At 49.8% G+C, this 25,191-nt stretch carries 20 protein-coding genes, 3 pseudogenes and 1 riboswitch; of the genes and pseudogenes, 8 read left to right on the top strand and 15 right to left on the bottom strand.

Annotated elements, in window-relative coordinates:
* The first annotated feature begins 21 nt into the window (after positions 1-21).
* Both R3E63_09445 and ruvX read left to right on the top strand, forming a co-directional pair.
* On the top strand, positions 22-1,485 hold the full coding sequence (locus R3E63_09445; GenBank protein ID MEZ5540145.1) for a hypothetical protein: 1,464 nt from the start codon (positions 22-24) through the stop codon (positions 1,483-1,485).
* Complete coding sequence (gene ruvX / locus R3E63_09440; protein MEZ5540144.1) at positions 1,482-1,916, top strand: Holliday junction resolvase RuvX; 435 nt, start codon at positions 1,482-1,484, stop codon at positions 1,914-1,916. Before R3E63_09445 ends, ruvX begins: the two co-directional genes overlap by 4 nt.
* On the opposite strand, the gene R3E63_09435 is transcribed toward ruvX, so the two are convergent.
* Positions 1,917-3,374 carry a TolC family outer membrane protein gene (locus R3E63_09435; GenBank protein MEZ5540143.1) on the bottom strand — a complete coding sequence of 486 codons (1,458 nt, stop codon included), beginning with the start codon at positions 3,372-3,374 and terminating at the stop codon, positions 1,917-1,919.
* Positions 3,375-3,508: 134 nt separating this feature from the next.
* Positions 3,509-3,597, top strand: a riboswitch (TPP riboswitch).
* Between R3E63_09435 and thiD the strand changes: the two genes are divergently transcribed.
* The 5 genes from thiD (at position 3,589) to R3E63_09410 (ending at position 8,371) form a co-directional block, all read left to right on the top strand.
* Positions 3,589-4,446 carry a bifunctional hydroxymethylpyrimidine kinase/phosphomethylpyrimidine kinase gene (gene thiD / locus R3E63_09430; protein ID MEZ5540142.1) on the top strand — a complete coding sequence of 286 codons (858 nt, stop codon included), beginning with the start codon at positions 3,589-3,591 and terminating at the stop codon, positions 4,444-4,446. Its footprint overlaps the riboswitch before it by 9 nt.
* Complete coding sequence (gene thiC / locus R3E63_09425; GenBank protein MEZ5540141.1) at positions 4,443-6,350, top strand: phosphomethylpyrimidine synthase ThiC; 1,908 nt, start codon at positions 4,443-4,445, stop codon at positions 6,348-6,350. Before thiD ends, thiC begins: the two co-directional genes overlap by 4 nt.
* A 1-nt stretch (position 6,351) precedes the next feature.
* Complete coding sequence (locus tag R3E63_09420) at positions 6,352-6,990, top strand: NUDIX domain-containing protein (GenBank protein ID MEZ5540140.1); 639 nt, start codon at positions 6,352-6,354, stop codon at positions 6,988-6,990.
* Positions 6,974-7,789: a metallophosphoesterase gene (locus R3E63_09415; protein ID MEZ5540139.1), complete on the top strand. Its 816-nt coding sequence runs from the start codon at positions 6,974-6,976 to the stop codon at positions 7,787-7,789. The genes R3E63_09420 and R3E63_09415 overlap by 17 nt, the downstream gene beginning before the upstream one ends.
* A gap of 9 nt (positions 7,790-7,798) precedes the next feature.
* Positions 7,799-8,371, top strand: coding sequence for a YqiA/YcfP family alpha/beta fold hydrolase (locus R3E63_09410; protein ID MEZ5540138.1), 573 nt, complete (start codon positions 7,799-7,801; stop codon positions 8,369-8,371).
* Positions 8,372-8,379: 8 nt separating this feature from the next.
* Here R3E63_09410 and gshA read toward each other — a convergent pair whose 3' ends face one another.
* The 10 genes and pseudogenes from gshA to R3E63_09360 all read right to left on the bottom strand — a co-directional run bounded on the left by gshA (position 8,380) and on the right by R3E63_09360 (position 16,545).
* Positions 8,380-9,972, bottom strand: coding sequence for a glutamate--cysteine ligase (gene gshA / locus R3E63_09405; GenBank protein ID MEZ5540137.1), 1,593 nt, complete (start codon positions 9,970-9,972; stop codon positions 8,380-8,382).
* Entirely contained in the window at positions 9,969-10,340 is a 372-nt protein-coding gene (locus R3E63_09400; protein ID MEZ5540136.1) for a hypothetical protein, read from the bottom strand. Before R3E63_09400 ends, gshA begins: the two co-directional genes overlap by 4 nt.
* Before the next feature lie 24 nt (positions 10,341-10,364).
* Positions 10,365-12,008, bottom strand: a complete 1,644-nt coding sequence (locus tag R3E63_09395; GenBank protein ID MEZ5540135.1) for a hypothetical protein — start codon at positions 12,006-12,008, stop codon at positions 10,365-10,367.
* A gap of 58 nt (positions 12,009-12,066) precedes the next feature.
* Positions 12,067-12,837: a twin-arginine translocase subunit TatC gene (tatC, locus tag R3E63_09390; GenBank protein MEZ5540134.1), complete on the bottom strand. Its 771-nt coding sequence runs from the start codon at positions 12,835-12,837 to the stop codon at positions 12,067-12,069.
* Between the two features lie 93 nt (positions 12,838-12,930).
* Positions 12,931-13,152: pseudogene (gene tatB / locus R3E63_09385) on the bottom strand (Sec-independent protein translocase protein TatB).
* 58 nt (positions 13,153-13,210) lie between these two features.
* Positions 13,211-13,369: pseudogene (locus R3E63_09380) on the bottom strand (Sec-independent protein translocase subunit TatA).
* Positions 13,370-13,373: 4 nt separating this feature from the next.
* On the bottom strand, positions 13,374-13,700 hold the full coding sequence (locus tag R3E63_09375) for a phosphoribosyl-ATP diphosphatase (GenBank protein ID MEZ5540133.1): 327 nt from the start codon (positions 13,698-13,700) through the stop codon (positions 13,374-13,376).
* Between the two features lies 1 nt (position 13,701).
* Positions 13,702-14,085: a phosphoribosyl-AMP cyclohydrolase gene (gene hisI / locus R3E63_09370; GenBank protein ID MEZ5540132.1), complete on the bottom strand. Its 384-nt coding sequence runs from the start codon at positions 14,083-14,085 to the stop codon at positions 13,702-13,704.
* Between the two features lie 81 nt (positions 14,086-14,166).
* Entirely contained in the window at positions 14,167-15,294 is a 1,128-nt protein-coding gene (locus R3E63_09365; protein ID MEZ5540131.1) for a hypothetical protein, read from the bottom strand.
* Positions 15,295-15,303: 9 nt separating this feature from the next.
* Complete coding sequence (locus R3E63_09360; GenBank protein ID MEZ5540130.1) at positions 15,304-16,545, bottom strand: MBOAT family O-acyltransferase; 1,242 nt, start codon at positions 16,543-16,545, stop codon at positions 15,304-15,306.
* Positions 16,546-16,760: 215 nt separating this feature from the next.
* Between R3E63_09360 and typA the strand changes: the two are divergent.
* A pseudogene (gene typA, locus R3E63_09355) lies at positions 16,761-18,584 on the top strand (translational GTPase TypA).
* Between the two features lie 535 nt (positions 18,585-19,119).
* Here the strand turns inward: typA and R3E63_09350 are convergent.
* From R3E63_09350 to R3E63_09335, 4 genes are all read right to left on the bottom strand, one after another.
* A complete protein-coding gene (locus tag R3E63_09350; GenBank protein MEZ5540129.1) occupies positions 19,120-19,260 on the bottom strand; it encodes a hypothetical protein in 141 nt (46 codons plus the stop codon).
* Between the two features lie 119 nt (positions 19,261-19,379).
* On the bottom strand, positions 19,380-19,835 hold the full coding sequence (locus tag R3E63_09345) for a patatin-like phospholipase family protein (protein ID MEZ5540128.1): 456 nt from the start codon (positions 19,833-19,835) through the stop codon (positions 19,380-19,382).
* Positions 19,832-23,974, bottom strand: a complete 4,143-nt coding sequence (locus tag R3E63_09340) for a hypothetical protein (GenBank protein MEZ5540127.1) — start codon at positions 23,972-23,974, stop codon at positions 19,832-19,834. Before R3E63_09340 ends, R3E63_09345 begins: the two co-directional genes overlap by 4 nt.
* Positions 23,975-23,994: 20 nt before the next feature.
* The coding region (locus tag R3E63_09335; GenBank protein ID MEZ5540126.1) for a hypothetical protein at positions 23,995-25,191 on the bottom strand (1,197 nt) is incomplete at its 5' end.

Raw genomic sequence — 25,191 nt, 5'->3', positions numbered from 1 at the left:
CCAACAGAGATTGCCCATTGTATGAAACTTCTTTCTGCCAACACTCAAGAACAACGATTACTGGAAAAATATTTTCCATTCTTAATTATTTTTTCCGCATGGGTAATCGTGCGTAGTTATGTGTATTACAACAATTGGCCTTATTTTCTAGAAGACAACGCCGACTACTCTTCGTTTTACATGTGGTACCTTCCCACCGATATCATTCAGCATCGATTTTTTGATGCCATGGTATATCTGCGTGGCGAGCCGCCGCTGCCGCAATTTATTCTTGGTTTATTGATGAAAGGTTTTGGTTGGCCTTTTGTTATTCCTGTTGATTCTTTTTTCTTATCCGTACTGACGCTCCTCACTGCATGGATGATGCGCGCCATTCTAATTCGCTACCGATTCTCGTCAGCATTTTCTACTACACTCGCAGCAGCGTGGTGCGTGTACCCAGCCAACCTCAGCGTGGAAGTGTACGCATTCCCCACCGCGCTCTATGAAGCGCTGCCCAGTTTTATTTTCATCTTGTCGCTATGGCTGTGCCTCCGCTGTTTTTCTCATCCTAAAATGCCCAGCGTCTGGCTTTTTGGTGTAGCTGGCATCCTGCTATCGATGTCGCGTTCCACTTTGTCGTGGATATTTATCCTGCCGATTGTTATTTCTTTCTTACTACCAGGAAACAAACTGCGGATTGTGGCCGGCTGTCTCGCAATTATTTTTCAATTGCTATGGTCAGTAAAAAATTACGCTGTTTATGGGCAGTTTCATTTAGAAACTTCATCCGATGTAGGGCAAAATATTTTTAGCGCTATACTCAATACAGGCCATATCGATGATTTTTTAGAATACAGCAAACAAAAACATCCCAACGATACATTTATCCTGTATGGCATTCCGTGTTTATTGACCTATGACGAAAACTGCTTAAAACAACAATTACCTGATGTTCAGCACTTGGATGATGCGTTAAGAGAAAAGTTGCAAAGCACAGAGCCTTTGTACGGTGAAACCTATTACCAGTCTGCACTATCTCAAAAAGTAAAACCCCTCTATGCTGATTATTTACTACACAACCCCATAGCCGCATTTAATATCTTTCGGCAGTCATACCTACTATTTTGGGGAGATATTTACTGGAGAATTGGCTATATCAAAGGATTGGATACCGACCGCATAATGCTCGGCGTTAATGCCGCCTTTGAGAAATACAAGTGGCTCAATATTCTCGGCATCCATCTGATTGGTATTCCTGTTTTTCTATTTATTATCTACTGCGTTTTAAGAAAGAAAACCAATAATCAGCAAGTGGCTTTTCTCTATGCTTTTTTAGGTTATTTATATGTGGCCGCTATTTCTTCACTGGGTGAATACACCGAAAATACTCGCTACCGTGTTGATGTCGAAGCACTGGTTTGGCTGCTACCATTTATGGCATGGCGCTGTATGCGATCTGCTTTTTTACAACACACTCTTGCACAAAGCCCGTTCGACAAATGAGCGCGCTAACCATCCTTGCCTTTGATTACGGCTTGCGCCATATCGGTGTCGCCGTTGGGCAATCATTGATTAGCAGTAGCAATCCCGCCGATATCGTGCGTGCACGCGACGGCGTGCCGGATTGGCAGCACATTGCCAAATTGATTGCAGAATGGCAGCCAAATGTTTTGATTGTGGGTTTACCACTCAACATGGATGGCACGGACAGCGCAATGACAGCACGCGCCAGAAAATTTTCGCGTCAGCTACAAGAGAGATACAAAATGTCAGTGGAATTGGTTGACGAGAGGCTGACCAGTTTCGCCGCCAAACAATCGCGCAAAGAAAATGATCGCAGTATTGATTTTGGTAATGATACGGTGGATGCCGAGGCGGCTTGCATCATCCTGCAAGATTACTACCGCCGCCTCGCTGAACCATCCCAGCCATAGTTATTGCTGAAATTGGCTGCGGTCGTAGCTGTTCTCAGACATCATCCATTGATTAAGCTGCAACACATTGTCTTCTGTCAGCGTACCCGCTGTTTGTAGAAGGCGCAGCGTATCTAAAATGAACTGGTAACGCGCGGTGGAATACAACATTTTTACGCGATACAAGTTTTGTTCGGCATTCAATAAATCAACAATATTGCGCGTACCAACTTCGTAGCCCGCTTGTGTGGCATCCAATGCGCTCTGTGCAGAAACAATCGCCTGTTTCTGCGCCGAGACGCGTTGAATATCCGTTTTCACCGCCAAGTGATAAGAGCGGGCACCTTGCACGATCGAACGCTGGCTATCGGTCAACTGTTCTTCAGCGGCAATTTGTTGTTGGTACGCCTGACGACGCGCAGCGCTCACACCGCCACCGCTATACAAAGGAATACGCAAATTGATTGCAACCGTGTTGCCATTCATGTCGTCATTCAGCGTGCCAAAACCATTACCATAATTAACATCGCCATCGCTGTTACTGTGTTGAAAAGAACCGTACAGCGTAGGCAAATGCGCAGAGCGACGCGCTTTGGTGTTAGCGCGTGATGCATCAACGGCCAAATTAGCAACGCTTAAATTTGGGTTATTCGCCAGCGCCAATTTTTCCCATTCGGCTTGCGCTTCTGGCTCTAACATTTTGATAGGCAAGTTATCCGCCAATGGCGAAATTTTTTCTAAACGCTGTCCGGTTAATTGTTCAACCGCTTCAAAAGCAATACCGATATTGCCTTGTGCGCTCAGCGTTTCAACATGCGCACTATCAAAAGTGGCTTGCGACTCATGCACATCGGTGATTGCAATCAAACCGACATCAAAACGCTGTTTGGCTTGATCCAATTGACGCGCAATCGCTTTTTCTTGCGCCAAAGCTGTTTGATAAGTATCAATCGCGTGCAACACACCAATATAGGTATCGACAACACGCACCATGAATGCCATTTCATCGGCGCGGTATTGTGCGTCAGCTTGTTCGCCAATTTTTTTACCTTTTTTGTAGTCGTACCACTGCTCCATATTGAACAGCGTTTGCGTCACCGTGAAGTTGCTACTGGTTGTGTTGGTGCGAATATTGTCACAACCACCCTGCGTGCCAGTGCCACCAATACCGCTGCCTACACCACCCATGCCCGTACCGGAACAGCGATAGCCTTGCATGTCATTTTTTGAGCGCGATTTACTGGCGTTCAAAGCCGCCTGCGGCAACAACTGCGCTTTGTAAATATTGCCCGTCTCACGCCCTGCTGCTGCTTGCGCCGCTTGTGATTTCAGCAGTGCATCATTTTGTTTGGCCAGCTGAAAAACTTCTTCCAGTGATTCAGCGTGCAGCCCGCCGCTCACAGACAAACACAAACCAGCGAGGAGACTGGTTGGTAACAGTTTTTTTCGCAAAGTGGTTGCGCGCGGGTTATGCCACATAAGAAATCCAAATATTCGCTGCAGGAAGGTCGTGAAGTCTAACAAATGGCCGTACTACTTGGGGCTGGCGGGTGTTAAGGAATAACCGTGAGACAAAGAAGCCGATAGACACGCCGCGCGGTGCTACACTGCCCATCCATTGCTCGGGGTGCCACTACGGCTGAGAGATACCCGTCCACCTGATCCGGATAATGCCGGCGTAGGAAAGCAGATCATGTCCCGTTTCATCGCCCATCACGAACACGCCCACCACAACACACTGCCACGCGTGCTGAGCATCGCCGGCTCTGACACCGGTGGCGGTGCGGGTATTCAGGCTGACATCAAAACCCTCGGCGCTTGCGGTGCTTACGCCCTCACGGCGATTACTGCACTCACCGCGCAGAGTGATCAAGGTGTGCAGGCTGTGTGGCCTGTGATGCCAGAACAATTGCTGCTGCAAATTGAATGCGCGTTATCGTTTCAACCTGCTGCTATCAAGCTGGGGATGCTCGGCACGGGCGCGCTGGCTCAGGTGGTCGCCGACTGCCTGACTGCTTATCCTCATATCCCTGTGATTGCCGACACCGTCATTTGCGCCAGCAGCGGCGCGGCGTTACTGGATGAAGAGGGTATCGACATCCTGCGTGATGTCTTACTGCCGCGCGCCTGCATCGTGACACCCAATCGCCATGAAGCGCGGCTGTTATTCGGCAGCGATGACGATAAAACCCTGCATTCGTGGGTATTGAAGCACCGCGTGCCAATATTGCTGACAGGCGGCGACAGTGTGCTGCACGCCGTCGGTGATCCTCAATTTTGCACCGATACCCTGATCACCACCGAATATATCGAGCACCTCACTGCACTCTATGTGGAAACACCCAATCAGCACGGTACCGGCTGCACCTTGAGCGCCGCGCTGGCTGGCTTTATCGCCCACGGCTTTTCGCTGCCAGAAGCCGTGAACTACGCGCGCCAGTTTGTGCAGCAAGCACTGCAAGCGGGCGCTACCCAACACTGGCCTGACAACGGGCCGCTGCACCATTTCTTTGCTTTTGGCACTAACGATCCTTCGGAGACTGCACCATGACACCACCCATCGCCGCCGAAAAAATGTTATCGGATACCGCGCAAGTCGATTCCGCCTCCGTGGCGCCACTGCCCGGCTCGCGAAAAATTTATATCGAGGGCAGCCGCGCCGATATTCGTGTGCCCATGCGCGAGATCACCCTCACCGACACACAACTCGCTAACGGCGTAGAAAAAAATGCCGCCATTCGTGTGTACGACACCTCCGGTCCTTACACCGATCCCGCTGTGCAAATTGATGTGCGCCAAGGTCTGCCTGATGTGCGCAGCGCGTGGATTTTGGAGCGCGACGATACCGAATTGCTGCAAGGCTCCAGCTCGACTTACACCAACGAGCGCTTGAGTGACAGCAATCTTGCGCATTTGCGTTTTCGACATTTGCGCGTGCCGCGCCGCGCCAAAGCGGGGAAAAATGTGTCGCAGATGCACTACGCCAAGCAGGGCATCATCACGCCAGAAATGGAATACATCGCGATTCGCGAAAACATGAAACGCGCGCAACTCGCAGAAGCGGGCGTATTGGATTATCAACACGCCGGTGAATCTTTCGGCGCGGCGATTCCCAAAGAAATTACGCCAGAATTTGTGCGCGATGAAATTGCACGCGGTCGCGCCATCATTCCCGCCAACATCAACCATGTGGAATTAGAGCCGATGATTATCGGTCGAAATTTTTTGGTGAAAATTAACGGCAATATCGGCAACTCGGCGCTCGGCTCTTCCATCGAAGAAGAAGTAGCAAAGTTAACTTGGGGAATCCGCTGGGGCGCGGACACCATGATGGATTTGTCCACTGGAAAAAATATTCACGAAACACGCGAATGGATCATTCGTAACTCGCCCGTACCCGTTGGCACCGTGCCGATTTATCAAGCATTGGAAAAAGTGGACGGCATAGCCGAAAACTTAACGTGGGAAATTTTCCGCGACACTTTGATTGAACAGGCCGAACAGGGCGTGGATTATTTTACGATTCATGCCGGTGTGTTGTTGCGCTATGTGCCACTCACCGCCAATCGCATGACAGGCATTGTGTCGCGCGGCGGTTCGATCATGGCGAAGTGGTGTCTCGCGCATCACAAAGAAAATTTTCTTTACACGCATTTCGAAGAAATCTGCGAAATCATGAAAGCCTACGATGTGAGTTTTTCACTCGGCGATGGCTTGCGTCCAGGCTCAGTAGCCGACGCTAATGACGCAGCACAATTTGGCGAATTAGAAACGCTGGGCGAGCTGACGCAAATTGCGTGGAAGCACGATGTGCAAGTGATGATCGAAGGCCCTGGCCATGTGCCGATGCACATGGTGAAAGAAAACATGGACAAGCAATTAAAACATTGTGACGAAGCGCCGTTTTACACACTGGGCCCACTCGTCACCGATATTGCGCCGGGCTACGATCACATCACCTCCGGCATCGGCGCAGCAATGATCGGCTGGTTTGGTTGCGCGATGCTGTGTTATGTCACGCCCAAAGAACATTTGGGTTTGCCCAACAAAGAAGATGTCAAAACTGGCATCATCACTTACAAAATTGCCGCGCACGCTGCTGATTTAGCGAAAGGTCACCCCGGCGCGCAATTGCGTGATAACGCACTATCGAAAGCGCGTTTTGAATTTCGCTGGGAAGATCAATTCAATCTCGGTTTAGATCCAGATACAGCACGCAGTTTTCACGATGAAACGCTGCCGAAAGAATCTGCAAAAGTCGCGCATTTTTGTTCGATGTGCGGCCCCAAATTTTGCTCGATGAAAATCACACAAGATGTGCGCGACTATGCGGCCTCACAAGGTTTTGATGTGAAAGGCGCAGACGCCGTGCGTATGCTGGATGTCGAGAGTGAAATGGCTGAAAAATCGCGCGAATTCCGCGAAACCGGCAGTGCGATTTATCACAAAGTCTGACATGGATAGCCCGTTCCACAAAAACGATATCGCAATCGAAAAAACAGAAACTGCGTTCAGCGGTTTCTTTCGCGTGCTGCGCTATCGCTTAAAACACAAATTATTTTCTGGCGGATGGAGTACACCCATCACGCGCGAATTGTTTGTGCGCGGCGATTCTGTCGGCGTGTTGTTGTATGACGCGCAACACGATCGCGTAGCGTTGGCGCAACAATTTCGCATCGGTTGTCTCGACAATGAGCAGGGCGCATGGGTGTGGGAAGTGGTCGCTGGCATGATGAAAGCGGGCGAGCATGCAGCGGATGTTGCCGTGCGCGAAGTCGCCGAAGAAACGGGGTTGTCGATTGATGCGGAGGGATTAATTCCTATCGTGCGCTACTACAGCAGCCCCGGCGGTACCGATGAACGCCTGCAACTGTTTTGTGCGCTGTGCGCGCTGCCGTATGAGCTCGACAGCATTCACGGCTTGCCGGAAGAAGGCGAGGATATTCGCGTGCGTTGCTTTGCCGTTGAAACCGTTTTTAATGCTATGCTCGCTGGAACAATCAATAACGCCGCAAGCATCATCGCCCTGCAATGGTTGCAGCTACACAGAGATGCATTGCGACAACAGGCGGTCGAGGATGATTTACCAGTTTGACAAAGCAGCACCGATACACCTGCTCCAAATCACAGACTGTCACATACACAACGAGCGCGAGCGCCTGCTCTCTGGTGTCAACACCTACAACAGCCTCAGCCAAGTGATCGACGGCGTTGTCGCCCATGAAACCGCAGACCTCGCGCTAATTACGGGCGATTTAACACACGAAGGCGACGAACGCGCTTACCGTTTGCTGCAAGAACAGTTAACGCGTTTGCCGATGCCGTTTTTTTGGTTGCCCGGCAATCACGACCATCTCGCACCGATGGCGAGTACCGCGCATCGCGAGCAACAAAATACCAAAAAAATTGTCGCGCAAAACTGGTTAATTTTATTGCTGGATAGCCATGTGGAAGGCGAAGTCGGCGGTTTGATTGCGCAAAGTGAACTGACTTGGTTGGCGACAACACTGCGCGAACACGCCGATAAATACATCGCTATTTTTATGCACCACCCACTGGTGCCGGTGGGCTGTGAATGGCTGGATCCGCAGCGCATTGCCAACGCCGAACAACTACTCACACTGTTCGACAACACGCCGCAGTTACGCTTTGTTTGTAACGGCCATGTGCACCAAGAGTTTTTGCAGCTGCGCCAGCACTATCAATTGTTGTCCACGCCTTCGACTTGCATTCAATTCAAACAAAATAGTGCAGACTATGCAGAAGATGATTTTCCACCTGGCTATCGCCGTTTTATTTTGCAAGCCGATGGCAGTTTTGAAACTGCTGTGGTGCGCGTGGGCAGCTTGGTGCGTGACCCAAACGCGCCGCGCGGCTACGACGAATTTAATTAATGCGCGCTTATGTCTCACTCCATTGTCTATATCCACGGCTTTAACAGCTCGCCGCAATCGCACAAAGCACAACAATTTCGTCAGTGGGTTTCTAACCATCATCCTGAAATCACACTGCATATCCCTGCACTGAGCCCTTTTCCATTAATCGCAATGCAGCAGCTGGAAAATTTGGCGGCCCGCGCACCGCAGAGCACGGGCTTTATCGGCAGTTCGCTGGGCGGTTTTTACGCGGCTTGGTTGGCAGAAAAATTTCAGGCGCGCGCAGTGTTGATCAATCCTGCTATCACGCCGTTTGATTCTCTGTCGCAGTATTTGGGTGAAAACAAAAACCATCACACGCAAGACAGCTATGTGCTGACACAACAACATGTGGATGATTTGCGCTCAATGTATGTAGCGGAGCCTTCGCACCCAGAACGCTTCTTGCTCATGGTGCAAACAGGAGATGAAATACTCAATTTTCGCGAGGCGACTACACATTTTTCTCGCAGCCCTGCGGTGATTGAATATGGCGGCGATCACGCTTTTCAAAATGCTGAAAAACATTTCGTACACATGCTGCGCTTTTTAACTCAGTAAAAAACCTTTTAAACCGCATCGTATTGTGCGTAGTACGCGGCCAAATACTCCTCAAATGTTCTCTTAGACCCTTCTTGCTCCAGTTCCAGCTGTTGCTTTATCGAAGAATCCGCCATATCCGCATAGTATTGATACTGCATAGGCGACAGCGAATGTTCAGTAAAATAATTCGCGTGCTGCTCGGCTAAATCTTCAATACATTGTGCAAAAGATTTTTGCTGTACGCGCATGTCTTTGAGCAACCGCGCCGAGGTTGTCAATTCACTGCTCTGCAATTTTTCTTTTTGGCTTGCAACACTGCGGCTATAAGTATCTACACCGTAGGCTTGATCAAGCAACTGCGCACAGCTAGACATTTCATCCATCAGCGACAAACCCCACGCAGCAACACTGCGCAAATCATTACCGTCATCCAGCAGCAATGCGGTATCGCGTCCGCGTTCCACAATTGCCGTTTGATTACGCGCTAACCGCACATATTCTTCTTCATCAGTGAGTGGGCTGTCGCTCAACACACACCACAATAAAAACGCTTCGATAAAAGCAGCAGCGGAAGCATCTATTCCCAAAGGCAAATACGGATCGAGATCCATACAACGCACTTCGATATATTCCACACCGCGCTCATGCAGCGCACGAATCGGTGTTTCGCCAGAATCGGTTACACGCTTGGGGCGAATTGTGCTGTAAAACTCGTTCTCAATTTGTAATAAATTGGTACTGAGCTGTCGATAATTTCCTTCTGCATCACGCACACCAATTTTTTCGTAGGGCGCGTACGGCGTGATTAAGCCTTTTTTTAAGGTTTGGATATAACTGGGCAGGCCGTTGTAACACACCATCAATTTTGCTTGCGCATTGCTTTGATAACCCAAGCCTCCCATGCGCAGTGAAGTAGCATGAGGCAGATGCAAACTATCACTGCGCCCATTAAAAGTTTGCAGCTGATGCTCTCGTCCTTGCACAAAACTGGCACACAAAGCGGGGGACGCACCGAACAAATACAACAACAACCACAAATGACGGCGGAAGTTGCGAATTAAATCAAAATAACGACGCGTTTTAAAATCTTGCAGCGACGCTTTATCGCCAGATTGTTCTTGCAGCGCTCGCCAAAAATCATCAGGGAACGAGACATTGTAGTGAATACCGGCAATCGCCTGCATGCTTCTGCCGTAGCGATAACCCAAGCCAGAACGGTAAATGGTTTTCATGCGCGCGGCGTGTGTGCTGCCGTATTGTGCAAGCGGAATACTGTCATCCGCACCCAAACAACAAGGCATACTCGCCGGCCAAATTTTTTCATTTTGCTGGCGCAACACGCTGTCGGTGTAGGCGTGAATATCGTGCAAACGACCCAAAGCTTTATCGATGCTTTCGCAAACCGGTGTAATAAATTCCAGCAGCGCTTCGGAAAAGTCGGTGGTGATCAACGGATGTTTTAATGCCGAGCCTAAAGCTTGTGGGTGTGGCGTTTGCGCTAACTGGCTATTCGCATCAATGCGCAAACTTTCTTTTTCGATGCCGCGCCGTATGCCACACAATAAATTGTGTTGTGCGTTTTGTTGTAGAAAAGATAGGCGTTGCTCGAAGACACTCATTCTTCTGCCAAACCTTGCTCGGCGGCGCTCTCCTCTACCACAACATTTTCTTCAGATATTTCTTCGACTTCATCCTCAGCAAGTTCGCTCTCTGCTGCGTTGGCTTCCGGTTCATCAAAAGTCACCGGCGCGGTGCGGCGCGCAGGTTCCGCATCACCTAACAAGGGAATATCTTTTTCGTTGACAGGGCACTGCAACAACACCATGCGCTGGTCAATATCGCGCGCATTACTTTCAATCAAATGATTAAGCGCAATATCACGATGCGGTGAACGCCACACAGCCGCCGGTTCATTTTCATCCAGCCACTGTGCTTGTTTACCCAAAAATAAACCATTCTGGTTGCTGATAATAAAAACATCTTTCATAGAGGAATGCCTAAAACCACCATACTAAGGGAAACGAATCCCACCAATTTCTTCATATTGATTATCTGTATTGTTCCACCATAACACGCGATATTGTGATGGCGGCAACTGTTTTTTCAAGACCACGATCGGCCAATATTGTTTTGTCTGCTGATCGATATTTTTTGCTGAGAGTGAAAGACTATATGCCTGCGCACCGCAAAACAAAAACTCAGCCGAGTCAGAAACAGGAACACTGAGACGCAACTCCACAGCCAAGGCGCGCGCTTTTTTACTGTAAGCCTGCACCTGTGTCTGCGCTGTTTTGTTGCTGCTGCGCTCACAATCGCTAGTTGCAGCGGATTCCAAATGAGCAGGCTTATAGCGCGCATCAATCGCTTCGTAAGGATTGTAGTAACCGCTGTAATAGGCATTAAACAAACGCAGGTCTTGATTGTGCGGATAAAACGGCATTTGTGATCGCCCCATGCCGCCGTCAATTAACCAGTTGTAGTGTGAAACTTTAATGTTATTGCGCTCCTCAGCAATATCATCCAACACCAACCACGACAAACCTTGAAACACTGCACACGCAGCCAACAGCACAACACGCAAGTAACGCCAGCTGTAAACCTGCAAGCAACTGCCACACAACAACACCAACAGCAACGAAGAATACAATCGATAGCGATAAGTTAAACCTGCCACTTCGCCAAACGCACGGCCGCGACCAATTGCCACTAACGCCAATGAAACCAAAATGAATAAGAGTATCGCGATAAAAAATATATCCGTTCTTACGGCAGTTGATCGGCCATTGCGCAGAAAAATGCACAGCATGACACCACCAAAAATAGCAGCAGGAATCCACAGTTTTAAATCAAAAACCGTCGCGCCGATGACAACAAACCACGACAGTACCGCTTGTGTAATCTCACCCAAAGCAGTAACCGGCTTGCCGTAACTCGGCTTGATGTATTCCTGCAAATTGGCAGGATCGGTGTAAAGCACATAGCGCCATAAATGATCCGCAGCAAAAGGATTTTCATACCAAAAATACAGCACTGCACTTACAAAAAATGCCAGCAGCCACGCGGCTAACTGGCGATAATTTTGTGGTATTCCATTGCTATAAGCAGCCAACCAGCTCGCAGAAATCAATGCCGGCAAAACCAACAAACCATTAAATTGACTGAGTATCGCCAACAGCGACCAGCACAGTGGCATTGTGATGGCATCACGATTGCGTGCAAGACAGCGCGCCGCCAATAAAGCGAACAAAATCACAATCTGATTGGAAATGGCTGTCATCGCCCAAAAGCTGGCATTCCAATAATAGAGATTGAAAAAAAATCCAACGGCGATTGCTGCCGCATACCACCAACCCACAATCGCTTTCAGCCAATCTGCCAATACCCAGCAACACGCCAGCAGAATGACATTGCCCAGCAACATGTAATGAAAAAAATTGATTTCTTTGAACAGCGCGTAATCAAGCAAATACAGGAAATGATTGATGACCGTGATGTGTTCGTGGTTAGGCAGCGCGATAACCGCAAACCATTCCTGCCACTGTGTGCGCGATAAAAAGATTTCTATAAACCAGAGCACATCGACAAAATCATCGGCCTGCCCTGCATTCAGGGCGAAGTAAAAAAACACACTCCAGTAATAGGCTAGCACTGCCATAATTATTGCTGCGCAGAAAGTCTTTTCCGCCGCAGTAATTTTGAGAGCGTGAGAAAAATTAGTCTGTCGCGTCGTCATGGCGACGCTCAACAAAACGCGAGAAGAAAATACCCGCCTCAAACAACAGACACATAGGCACGGCCAACATCAACTGCGACAAGGCGTCTGGCGGTGTCAACACGGCGGCGATAACAAAACAAGCCACAACTATCCACGGCCTTTTTTCTTTGAGTGCGGCAGACGATGTAACGCCCATCAACACCAACAACACCGTCGCGACCGGAATTTCAAAAGTGCAGCCGAATGCGACAAACATGCCGAGCACGACATCCAAGTAACGAGAAATATCCGGCGCATAAGTCACACCCTCCGGCAATATTTTGCTCATAAAGCCAAACATCACCGGAAACACCAGATAGTAAGCAAACGCGACGCCGGCATAAAACAGCGCAACACTAGAAACCAATAACGGCATGGCAATACGCTTTTCTCGCTGATAAAGCCCAGGTGCGATAAATGCCCACACTTGGTACAGCAAAAACGGCACGCAGAGAAAAATGGCTGCCACAAAAGCCAACTTGAAAGGCGCAGTAAACGGCGCGATTACTTCTGTCGCCAACATACCGGTATCACTCGGCAAATAGTGCAGCAGCGGCTCTGACAAATAATGGAATAAATTTTTGGCAAAAAATGCCAAACCAATAAACACCAACAGAATGACACCAATACACCACAGCAAGCGCTGTCGCAGCTCCAATAAATGCGTGATCAGCGGCTGCTGTTCCTGTGCAACAACTTCATCATCTTGCATGGGCGGCTCAACAGGCATTTAATTTTTCTCTGTGTCGACAGGAGGCGCTGCAGGCAATTTTTCTTCTGGCATCACGATGTCATTCACGGCGCGCGCTATTGCTTGCGGCGATTCGTTCAAACTTTTCATCACGGATTCATTGTGCAATTGACGACGAATTTCATCAGCACCTAATTCGCGCTCCACTTCACGGCGCGTGTCCGCCAGTACGCGTTTGATACGGCCTATCCATAAACCAGCCGTGCGTGCCGCTTGCGGCAGTCGCTCTGGCCCAAACACAATCAGCGCGACTAAAGCAGTCAACACTAACTCAGAAAAACCAACATCAAACACTGCGCACTACCGCTTAGTTGGATTGATCTTTTTTATCATCAGGCAATTGTTTGGTTTCTTGCTGCGATGGAGATTCTTCCTCCTCATTCATGGCTTTTTTAAAGCCTTTAATAGATGCACCTAAATCTTTGCCAAGATTTTTTAATTTTCCCGTACCAAAAATCAAAATCACAATCGCCAATACAATCAGCCAATGAATTGGACTACCCAAACCCATAACCTTACCTCGCTGCTTTTTCGTCTAAGCCCGACAAATCAAACCGTCGTGCCAACTCATTCAATACATCCTGCGCGGATAAACCTTGATGCGACAGCATCACCAGCGTGTGAAACCACAAATCAGCCGTTTCGCACACTAATTTATTTCCTTCGCCGCCGTGCTGCATATCTTTTGCTGCCATCAGCGTTTCACCGCACTCTTCAGCCACTTTCTTTAAAATTTGATCCAAGCCTTTGGCGTGCAAACTGGCAACATAGGATTTTTCAGTGTCGCCCGCTTGTTTGCGCGCTTCTAACACTGCGGTCAATTGTTTCAATACATCTTGCATATCATGCGCCGTAAATGTGTGAAGGATCTTTCAACACCGGATCCACTGTTTGCCACTCGCCATTTTTTAATACGCGATAAAAGCAGGATTCTCGCCCTGTATGACAGGCAATACCGCCCTGCTGTTCCACTTGCAGCACGATGACATCGGCATCGCAGTCCAAACGAATTTCATGCACACGCTGCACATGGCCGGACTCCTCGCCTTTGTGCCACAGTTTTTGTCGCGAGCGCGACCAGTACACCACTTCACCGCGCTGCGCGGTTTCAGCCAACGCTGCACGGTTCATCCACGCCACCATCAACACGCGACCAGTTTTGTGATCTTGGGCGATGGCGGGTACTAGACCATCGGCATCCCACTTGATGCTATCCATCCAAGTCATAGAGGGTCTCCGCTCAATCTACTGGCGGCCATTGTAATGCCGTTCACACATAACAGCCGAGATAAGTATTACCAACATTCTTTAATGCTGCTCAGATTCCTGCAGCTGCGCCTTGAATAACTGAGGATATGCATTGATTGCCGCAATAAACTGCCGCTCATACTCGTCAATATTTGATAGGGTCAGCTGATGCTTGTCAGAAGCGATTGACTCCAGAATATATCCATTGATTTTTTTATCAAAATGAAAGAAATCTGCATAGTTCGCCAGATTTGTGGTTATCCAATCTTCATTATCAAATGCAAAAACTCTCACATTATTACAGCGCTGTACTTTCTCTACGATGTAGCGCCGCATATATATTTGCTTATATAAAAAGTCAACATCTAAGGTTGTTGCATAAAAATATCGCGTTGTTGGAGAGAAAACAATATCAACTTTTATATCTGAATTACAAATAGGCATAACAATATCCAGTAGATGCTTATCAACATTTGGATAAAGGCGCCTTGAATATTCTTCTTTTTTCTGCGGAGAAAAAGAGGAATCAAAGTTTAGCTTGCCAAGCATTTCTTTCTTTTTTTCAACAGGAGAAAAGACATCGAATCTTCCTGCATTAAGAAGCCCCTGATACCAAGGGCCATTATTGATAATGTCGTACGAAAACTCTGAGTAATTGCCGAAGACCTCCTTAATGCTTGAATACACATTTGAGCTATTAAAAAAGTAAGGCGAGTCGTTATAAAGTTTTTTATCGTACAAATAGTATGGAAAATCTAAATCTTTTCCAACTTCTGAACCAATCGCGTAAAAATAATGTACATCCCAAAATATATGCTTAACATTTTTTGCTTTGTTTAATACGCTTTCAGCAATGCTAGATTGCATTTTCGGAACGCCACCATTAACAGAAAGATTCATCACTCTCCCCCACGACGGCAACTTACTTTCAAATAGATGTTGATCATAATTTGCCGCCACCGATGAACCGAGCACGACCGCTGAATACTTTTCTTCTGGGTTAGATAAAACTGTATTTACCCATCCAGCATGCTGGTACCACTGATTGCTTCCGTAACCAGTCTGCTTCAAAAAGCTAGGGTGATACACCTGAAAAGGATCTACCCAGTAAACCAACAACGCAGGCCCCAGAACAAAGCCACTCAAGATCATTAACACAACTAGAATGCTTGCCTTTTTTTCTTTCATGATAAGCACCTAGAAATTGAAATAGATGAACGCAGAAATTCTGGATGACATATACAGCATAAGGAACAAAGGAACGCCAAAAACCACGGCAACTTTTACACAGAATGTCAGACTACAATCTTTAGCCGATCTTTCTGCCAACTCATTGGCATTGGGCGCAAATACAGCCAATGCCGTAGCTGCCAATAGCCAAAATAAGGCAGAAATAGGCAAAAGATGCGGGAATGCACTTGAAGAAAAAAATGCGGGCGTCATCCCAATGAAGTAATTTATTGCCAAGGCAAATGGCTCTGACAATACAGCAGTATCAATGTCCACCATCCCTCGCAACATGCGCAAACTATCGTCAAGCGTTTTAGCTCGAAAAAATACCCACGCGATATGAACGAACATAAAAGTTAATACCCAAGCTATGAGCTTTGGCATTCGCAAACCCATTGCGCGCCACACACGATGTCCCGCAACACCTAACCCATGGATAGCACCCCAAATAACAAAATTCCAACTAGCGCCGTGCCACAGCCCACCCAAAAGAAATGTAATGAATACATTGATACCTGTATGTATTGATCCATTGCGATTTCCGCCTAATGGTATGTATAAATAATCCCTCAGCCATCGCGACAAAGTGATGTGCCATCGGCGCCAAAAGTCTTGTATATCCAAAGCCTTGTATGGCGAGTTAAAGTTCTGAGGCAATGCAATATTTAGAATTCGAGAAGCGCCGATAGCCATATCGCTATAGCCAGAGAAATCAAAATAAATCTGCAGCGTATAACTTAAGCTTGCGCCCCACGCATCAAAGAAACCGAGCTGCTGACCACCGTCAAACCCAGCATCCGCCCACACAGACAAGGTATCGGCCAATACCACTTTCTTGAAAAGCCCTATTGAGAAAATATACATACCAATTAGGACATTAGGCCAATGAATATGTTTATTTTCTTTTTTAGAAAATTCTGGCATTAGGTCCGTATGATGCACTAACGGGCCGGCAATTAAGTGCGGGAAATAAGTTACAAAAAGTGTGTAGTGGACAAAATTTCTCTCGCTGACTTTTCTTTGATAGCAGTCAACCAAATAGGCCACTTGAAGAAAGGTAAAAAAACTAATCGCCAATGGCAGCGTTACACTTTGCAAACCAATATCATGACCAACAAAGCCATTAGCAGTAAATAAATAGGATTCCAATAGGCGTAGAAATACAGTGAGGCGACCACTAGCCAAATATTGGCGATCTTCGCGCTGCATCTACTGTTTAGAAAAAAATAGCCAATGGCTACAACGGGAAAGAAAACAAATATGTAGCCCACAGAATTAAACAGCATGGCTTACCCTTTATTTTTATTGTCATCATTTAGGTTCGCTATTCTAAAGGAGGATTGAGCGGCACCGAGATGCATCTCAGCCATCCCCGCCCTATGTATAATGCGCCCCCTTTTGCCCATCCACCGGTATCCCCTCCCATGTCCTCCGCTCACCCGATCGAAAAGCTGCGCAATGTCGCCATCATTGCCCACGTTGACCACGGCAAGACCACGCTGGTCGATAAGTTGCTGAAACAATCCGGCACACTCGACCGCCGCGCACAAGAAGCTGAGCGGGTGATGGACAGCAACGACCAAGAGCGCGAGCGCGGCATCACCATCCTCGCCAAAAACACCGGCGTAGATTGGAACGGCTACCGCATCAACATCGTGGACACCCCTGGGCACGCCGATTTCGGCGGCGAGGTAGAGCGCGTACTGTCGATGGTGGATTCGGTACTGCTGCTGGTCGATGCCTTCGACGGCCCGATGCCGCAGACCCGTTTTGTGACCAAGAAAGCCTTTGAACACGGCCTGAAGCCGATTGTGGTGATCAATAAAGTCGACCGCCCCGGCGCACGACCGCATTGGGTCATGGATCAAGTCTTTGAATTGTTTGACAAATTGGGCGCAACCGACGAACAACTCGACTTCCCCGTGATCTACGCCTCCGCCCTCAACGGCGTGGCCGGTCTCGAAGTGGACACGCTGGCCGACGACATGAGCCCGCTGTTCCAGATGATCGTGGATCGTGTGCCGCACCCCGATGTCGATCTCGACGGCCCGTTCCAAATGCAAATTTCCGCGCTCGACTACAACTCCTATGTGGGCGTAATCGGCATCGGCCGCATCAAGCGCGGCAAGATCAAACCCGGCTCGCAAGTAAAAATCATCAACATCGACGGCAAAGTGCGCCAAGGCAAACTGCTGCAAGTGATGGGCCACTTGGGCTTGGAGCGCGTGGAAGTGGAAGAAGCCACGGCGGGCGATTTGGTGTGCATCACCGGCCTCGACCAACTCAACATCTCCGACACCATCTGCCAAGTGGATGCGGTGGAAGCCCTGCCCCCGCTGGTGGTGGACGAGCCCACCGTAAGCATGACTTTCCAAGTCAACAACTCACCCTTCGCTGGCAAAGACGGCAAGTTTGTCACCAGCCGCAATATCAAAGAGCGCCTCGAGCGCGAGCTGCTACACAATGTGGCACTGCGCGTGGCAGAAGGCGACAGCCCCGACAAATTTATCGTCTCGGGTCGCGGTGAATTGCATCTTTCTGTGTTGATCGAAAGTATGCGCCGCGAAGGTTTTGAACTCGGTGTCGCGCCCAGAAGTAGTCACCAAAGAAGTGGACGGCGCCATTCACGAACCGTTTGAAGTGGTGGTGATTGATGTGGAAGAACAACATCATGGGCCGATCATGGAAGAAATGGGTCGCCGCAAAGCCGAATTAAAAAATATGGAAATCGACGGCAAAGGTCGCGTGCGTTTGGAAATACCTTGCGCCATCGCGCGGCTTGATCGGTTTCCGCAACAGCCTCACCATGACTTCTGGCTCCGGTAATCGACTTCCGTATTCGATCACTACGGTCCTGCCAAACAGGTGACTTGGGTGGGCGCATCAATGGCGTTTTAGTGTCGATGACACCAGGCAAAACTCTCGCTTACGGTTTGTTCAGTTTGCAAGATCGCGGGCGTTTGTTTATTGATCCCAATGTCGATGTGTACGAAGGCCAATCGTTGGCCTGCATTCGCGCGACAATGATTTGGTGGTCAACCCAACGAAAGCAAAACAGCTCACCAATATCCGCGCCGCCGGCACCGATGAGGTTTTAATTCTTACGCTGCCGATTCACTCACTGGAACAGGCGTTGGAGTTTATTGAGGATGATGAGTTAGTGAAGTCACACCTCAAACTTTATTCGCTTGCGCAAAAAACTGTTAACTGAAAACGAAAGAAAACGCGCAGGCAGCAAGAAAAGTTAATTTTCATTTCAACGCGACTCACTAACAAAAAAACCGATAGCCAACCCTATCGGTTTTTTTATGACTACATCAAAAACGCTTTGACTTTCTCCGCCTGCGCCATGCAGTCTTCATAGCCATGCAGAATCAGTTCTTCGCAGTAAGTTGATTCAAACAGCAAATAGCTAGCGATACCCGCAGCCGCCGCCTTCGAGCGGGCAGCACCGATAGTTTTAAGGAAAACCTGCAACGGCTTTGGCAACTCGCAATATGTTTTGGCAGCACGATTGTCAAAGTGTACGCTGGGGAAATAACCAGCGTATCAACGGCGCGAGCATTTAAATCGTTTTTATTGTTTCCATTACAGTTTGTGCACAAAGTCATTGAACCTGTGCATCATATTGATATCTTCTTCCATCGAATCAACAAACGCGCTGTTCAACATCTGTGCAAAAATCTGAGCCAGCGAAGGCGAAAAAACCTTTTCGATTCCGATTGATTTCTAAATGACCAAGATTTCTTCTGCCACTCACCAATCACGAGAATTTTTCTGCGCCTAAATGCAGTGCGGCACTAAGGGTGATGATTGACGCATCGCACCATCGCCAAAAAATTCGCGGTGAATGTGCACGGTTGGAAATAATGCGGGCAGCGCAGAAGATGCCATCAAATGCTTGTGCGTGATATTTTCACGCAAACCAATACGATGTATACGATGCCAGTTTCTCGATTTGCTCGTGCCCTTGAAAAAAGCTGATACCTGGACCGCTGTGATAACCCATCGCAGTAATACATAACGCGCGCAGATAACCGCGCTCAATCAATTCCGGCAATACTGAAAATCAATATTTTCAAGCAGCAAATGGTACAGCGGCATATTGTCAAACAAGGACAGTGGTCTACCGAAAACGCCACTGCGGAAAAAAGAGAGTAGTAATCTCCAAACTGCTGGCAAGCACCAACGTAGCCGACATGCACCACTTTTTCTGCATGCAACGAGCGCCACACTTGCTCTAATTGCTTAACACCTTGCGTGAAATGATCGGCTTGTGTTGCCAACATTGCGGCATTGATTGCGCCCGCTGAAGTGCCACAAATAATGGGAAACGGATTGGCGCAATTCGCGGGCAAAATTTCGCCGATGGCTTTCATCACGCCCACTTGATACGCCGCGCGCGCGCCGCCGCCCGATAACACCAGCGCGACTTGATGCGGAATATTGCAGGCATCCATGCTCACGGTATTCGCGGCTGCTACTGCGGAATCACTCACGATTGCGTTTCACCTTTCGTTTGCACAACGGTTGTTTTTTTAACAGAGGGCAACGAGCTGCGCCACAGTTCGCCTGCACTAAAACACTGCCACGCCCAACGACACCATTTCATCAACGAAAACACGAGCCACAATGACCACAGCAGCATCACCGCGCGATAAATCCACATCGGTACCGACAACGCCCACGCCGTTGGCAACCCTTGCGTGCTGCGATCTTGATACCACAGTAATTCGCTGAGATTGGATTGATTGCCGACGACTTGCATATCTGGCGATGACAATAAACTCGCGGGAATGGTTCCCACCAAGGTAATCAGCGCCATCACACTCAACACCACCAAACCCACTTGCACCAGTTGTAAATTGCCGCTGCGCCACGCCGTCGTGTTCGCGGTTGCGCGCCGTGCCAGTGCTACAAACCACGCCACCACCAGCAAACTACCTGCCGCGTTCACCGTGCTCATGCCGATGCCGAGCAACAACCACTGCCAAGTCGCCACCGGTGCGGCACGACTGTAGCCGAGCAAAATCGCTACCAAAATCACCACGGCCAACACACCCCAATACAGCAGGGCAGGGCCCATCAAAGGACCGCCCACCGCCAGTAGCCAGCGACCTTCCGGCAAATGTAGGGTCAAGCGAATGTTATTCAACGGCTCGTCGATCTGCGGTTGTGGCGTGGTCATTTTCCAAGCCGCTGTGGTTTCTTGTCGCCAGCTCACACTCAACTGTTGGCTGCCCGGATGCAGTGGCAGTTTGAGCTTGCCGTCGGGCGAGGCTGGGTTGCTCTGCGCCACGCCATCAATCGTCACCTGCTGCACTTGCGCGCCAGCGGGTAGCACAAGTGGAAGCTCGCCGCCCTGACTGCTGCGCACCTGTAGTTGCAGCGTGGCATCTGCCGAACGCGCGCCAGGACGGTAATCCAGATTTGCTGACTCCACTGTGCGCGTGCTGCCCGCAACAGCTGGTGGTCGCGAGATGGTGGCTTGCAAACCTTCACCCGGCCACGGCTGCCACGACGGCAGCGGATTGGCTCGCGCCTCTTGCTTGATGGGGTTCAAGCCGCTGAACGCCGCATGCCAAATCGGCGACACATCCCACTGCCAACGCTCGACCCAAGCCACGCCTTTTTCTGCCGTCAATGTCAGAGAGGGCGTCTGCGGTAAGCGCGAGCTCCATGCAAAATGCTGGGTGTCAGCAGCCATCACAACCGACACGCGACTATCCTTCACCTCTACTCCGGGAGTAAGCACTGCTTCACCTTGCAACAAAGGTATAGAAAGGCTGATAGCGCCTTGTGCTGGCGCTAAACGCTCGACATCCGTCTGCACTTGCCAATCCAAACCCAGCACCAGCGTGCGCGTCACCCGCACAAAAGCGGGAGCGGTATCCGGCAATAAACGCGCGGTGTTTGCGCCATCAGCACCACCTTGCGCGGGTGCGCTGCGCGTGAACTGCACGCTGCCATTGGGAATGCGTCCATCGCTGATGCCCGCCACTTGCCAACCCTCTGCACTGGCACTGGCGTTGTAAACCGTCATAGGGAAAGTCAGTTGCAGTGCATCGCCGCTTAACACACCCTCCAACACCACCTGATGGCTGCCCGCAGACAGCGCCAACCACAACTGCCCTTTGTCATCGCGCCGCAAACGGTTGGTCGCGGCATCATCCACCAGTACAACGCGCGGCTGCCATTGGTTGCGCGCGGCAGGCAGCGGTACGGCAACGGCTTCTTGCGCATCCACTTGCAGGTTGATACGCAGGCTATCGGCACTCACTTGAATCTGCGCGCGATTCACCGACGCACACTGCGGCGCACAATCGGGCAAGCGCGTGAGGCGCTGTTCTAACTCCGTCAGCAGCTCCTTGCTCGGAAACACCGCGCTATTTTCTTGCGCGTTCACGGGTTGACCTTGCAACATCAATACACCCAGTAACAGCATAGGCACGATGGCTTTGCTGCCTCCGAAACGCAAACGGCGCTGTGCAGCAGGAACAATTTCTCGCAGCAGTAGCACTAAAAACAGGAAGGACAGCAGCACCGATACCACGCGCCACAGGATGTGCAACGGCGGCGACAGCCAATACAGACGCAAAGTTTGATCGCGTATCACTGGTCCACTCCAGTGCAAGCGCACAGTTTGCCAACGCCAGTTTGGCTCGCCGGGTCCTGTTTGAATTTTGGCATCTGCGTCATAGCCGCGCTTTAAGTTTTGTTGTGACGGCTCTGCTTTGCTGCGCCGCAGCATGGCATCACTTTCTAGTGCCAATTGCTGCGCGACTGGTGCCGCCGCTGGCACATTGTCCATCGCCTGTTCTGCCACTTTCATCGCCGCACCGACCATGCCTGTATTGGGCGAACCACCTCGCTCAATGGACGCATAACGCCCCAACTCCAACTGCGGGTACACACTGGCACGCAACTGATCGACGGCAAAATCCAGCAGCAACATAGTCAGCGCGACAAAGACCACACCACTGCATACCGACACCACGCGCCGCACACGACCCACAGGCAAAGCACGCAGCAAGCCAACACCAATCAGAGCAATCAACCACAGCAAAACAGGGGCGCTATTGGTTTGATAAGTCAGCAACATCGTCAGTAATGCCACGATACCAGCAGGAACTCCCAGTAAGCGAGTACTTGCTGCTGACACAATCAATACCAAGAAAATTGCCCACAAATCCCAGCGCGACAACCAAGAACCTGTCGCCTTGTCTACGCCTTCGGCGTGCAGCAGCATCCAACCGGGCGGGATGTGCAAAGAGGCCGAGACGCGATTCATGTCACGCTGCCAGCCAGTCACGGGCAGAGCATCGCGCTGCATCAAACGGCTAACGCTGAACAGGTTGAGTGCGCCAGCGCGCAACTCTATACCTGACTCCTTTGCCTGCTCGTCGAGGCGGGTGATCAACTGCGGTTCACCATTCACTTCCACGCGCCCCAATACTTGCTCCGGTGCAGTGGAAAAACGGCTGGCGCGATTCAAACGCCCACTCACAGTGTCGCGGCTTGTGATGCCACCACCATCAAAATCCAGCCACAAGTCGCGCTGCAAACTCAGCGGCTCACCCGCCGTATCTCCCGCTGCCTGCGTATCACCGCGCTGGGTTTCCGTCAGCGTCAATTGCTCGCCTGCCCGCATCAGCCACGCCGGCGACTGCCGCCACTCGGCGGGCATATCGGTCTGCGAAGGATCCATCGCCGATGGCGCCGATGGCGTGACTTGACGCAGACTGCGATCAGCCTGCCACGACCAAATTTCTTCCGCCGGCCACGCCTCATCCATTTTTTTGCTGGAGAAAGTGAGCGGCTGATCAACCGCGCGCGCATGCAGCCTCAGTGCCCATTCGCCAGCGCGCAACTGCACACGCAGGCGACCGTCTGGCTCAATACGGGCGGGCAGCGGTGTGTCGAGTGACAGCGGCGCAAAGCCATCCAACAAAAACTGACCGAGCAGCACTTCGCGGTCGCGACCGGCGACACGCAGACGCAACACGGTTTCCATTTGCAGCGGAATACCGTCCTGCACTTGACGGAACACCTGCACAGCGAGGCTATCAGCGACCGCCTGTTTTGCGCTGCTCTCACCGAACAGCACACTGCCCTGCTCGTCGATGGAAGGCTGATCCACTGGCTTGCCGTTCAGCGTCAAGCTCAGTAAACCACTGTCTTGCGGCAAGCTCAGGCGCGTGGGCATCTCCGCCCAGTGAATTGCCCCTTGCACACGATGCTCACCCGCCGGCAGCCATACCGAAGGCAGCCCGTCATGCTCTAGCACCACCGCGCTGTGTCCATCCACTTGCACCGCTTGCGGCCAGTGTTCTGTATCACCGGGCAACGACACCCAGCCCTCGCTGTAGAGCTGCCAAGTCTGATTAAACGACGCACCCTGCACATCCACCCGCAGCGTTAACTGCCCCGGCCAGCGACAAAAGCGCTCACCCAAATTGGCGTACTGCGGCGGGCAGGTGAGGTCTTTGTGCGCATCCAGCACCCACGCACGCCAAGGTTCAAGCGGAGCGGGGATTGCGGTGGAGGCGGCGTGCACATATGGAGACAAAAAACAAAAGAATGACGCCAATAAAAACCAAAATTTTTTACTGCAAGCATGCTGAATAAAAAATTTCATACGCCCTCCATATCGCGCTTCTATTTTTGTGTTTGTAATTCAGCTGATAAGTAACGCACAAACCATGAGTCTTCTCGCCCCATAAATTGCCAGCCACCAATATAGTTAGCAATACTTTTGCCAGCTACTCTCACATCAGCATGCGTCGTTGCCACTAATACATTGGATATGCCTGAAAATATTCCTGGAAGCAACAACACAATCAAGAGTGCGGCACGCCAATGCAAACCACTTGCCCATAAGTTGTGAAATATTGCCAACACTAACAGCAACATACCAAAGTACACAGCTGACGAAGATCTCACCATAAAATCGTTATACACACCATAATAAACACAAGGTAATATCACGGCTGAAAAGAATATCGCTCCTGAAAAAAACCTCATTTTTTTATCTAGCCAATGACGGTATAGAAAAATAAAAACCGCGTACAGCAGCCAACTCTTCAATAAAAAAATTAGAAAAATAAATTTATCCATTTTAATGATGGGCAGTACACCATACGGCTGATTACCAACAGACACACTGACATAGTAAATACCCAATACGCTCAAGACACTTATGCCAACCATGGTTAGAAAAACATCTTCTCTACGCCAGCCCGTATTAGCCCATTGCCAAACCACCAACACCAATACCATCGGCAGCAAACCGAGCGCAATCATTGGTGCGTAATACGCCAACAGTGCACAAGCCAATAGGCTTGTCATTATTTTCTGTTGATAACAGGCGTGACACAGCAGCCCCACAACAAGCCAGCCCGCTACAATTTGATGTGGCGCCCACATAAGAGAAGCTGACAACGACACAAAATTACCAAACCAAATACCTTGCATCAGTTCTGTCGTCGGCCAGAAATCGAGCATTGTTGGCGTAATCAGCCATGTATGAAACGAATATTGCTCTATATTCTGAGTGTCAAAATATATCAGCACATTGGAATGTTTAACTGACTCAAATAACCATTGCGCAACAACATCCCATCCACCAAATAGAAGCAATCCAAGCGCAGCAATCCAAGTGCGCACATTTGTCAAAATCACCAACATACGCAGCGCAAGCCAACACCCAGCCAGCAACCACAAATGTTGCGCAAACATTGCGACAGGCACGCCAGCAATTTTCCCCACTAAAGCTGGCCACAAGTAATAACCTGCGTATTGCACCAAAATAGAAACATTGCCATCAGGGCGTGTATAACTAACGGGCCAACTGTA

This window comes from Pseudomonadales bacterium, from assembly GCA_041395665.1.
GTDB lineage: Bacteria > Pseudomonadota > Gammaproteobacteria > Pseudomonadales > UBA7239 > UBA7239.
This window is presented reverse-complemented; position numbering and strand designations above follow the sequence as displayed.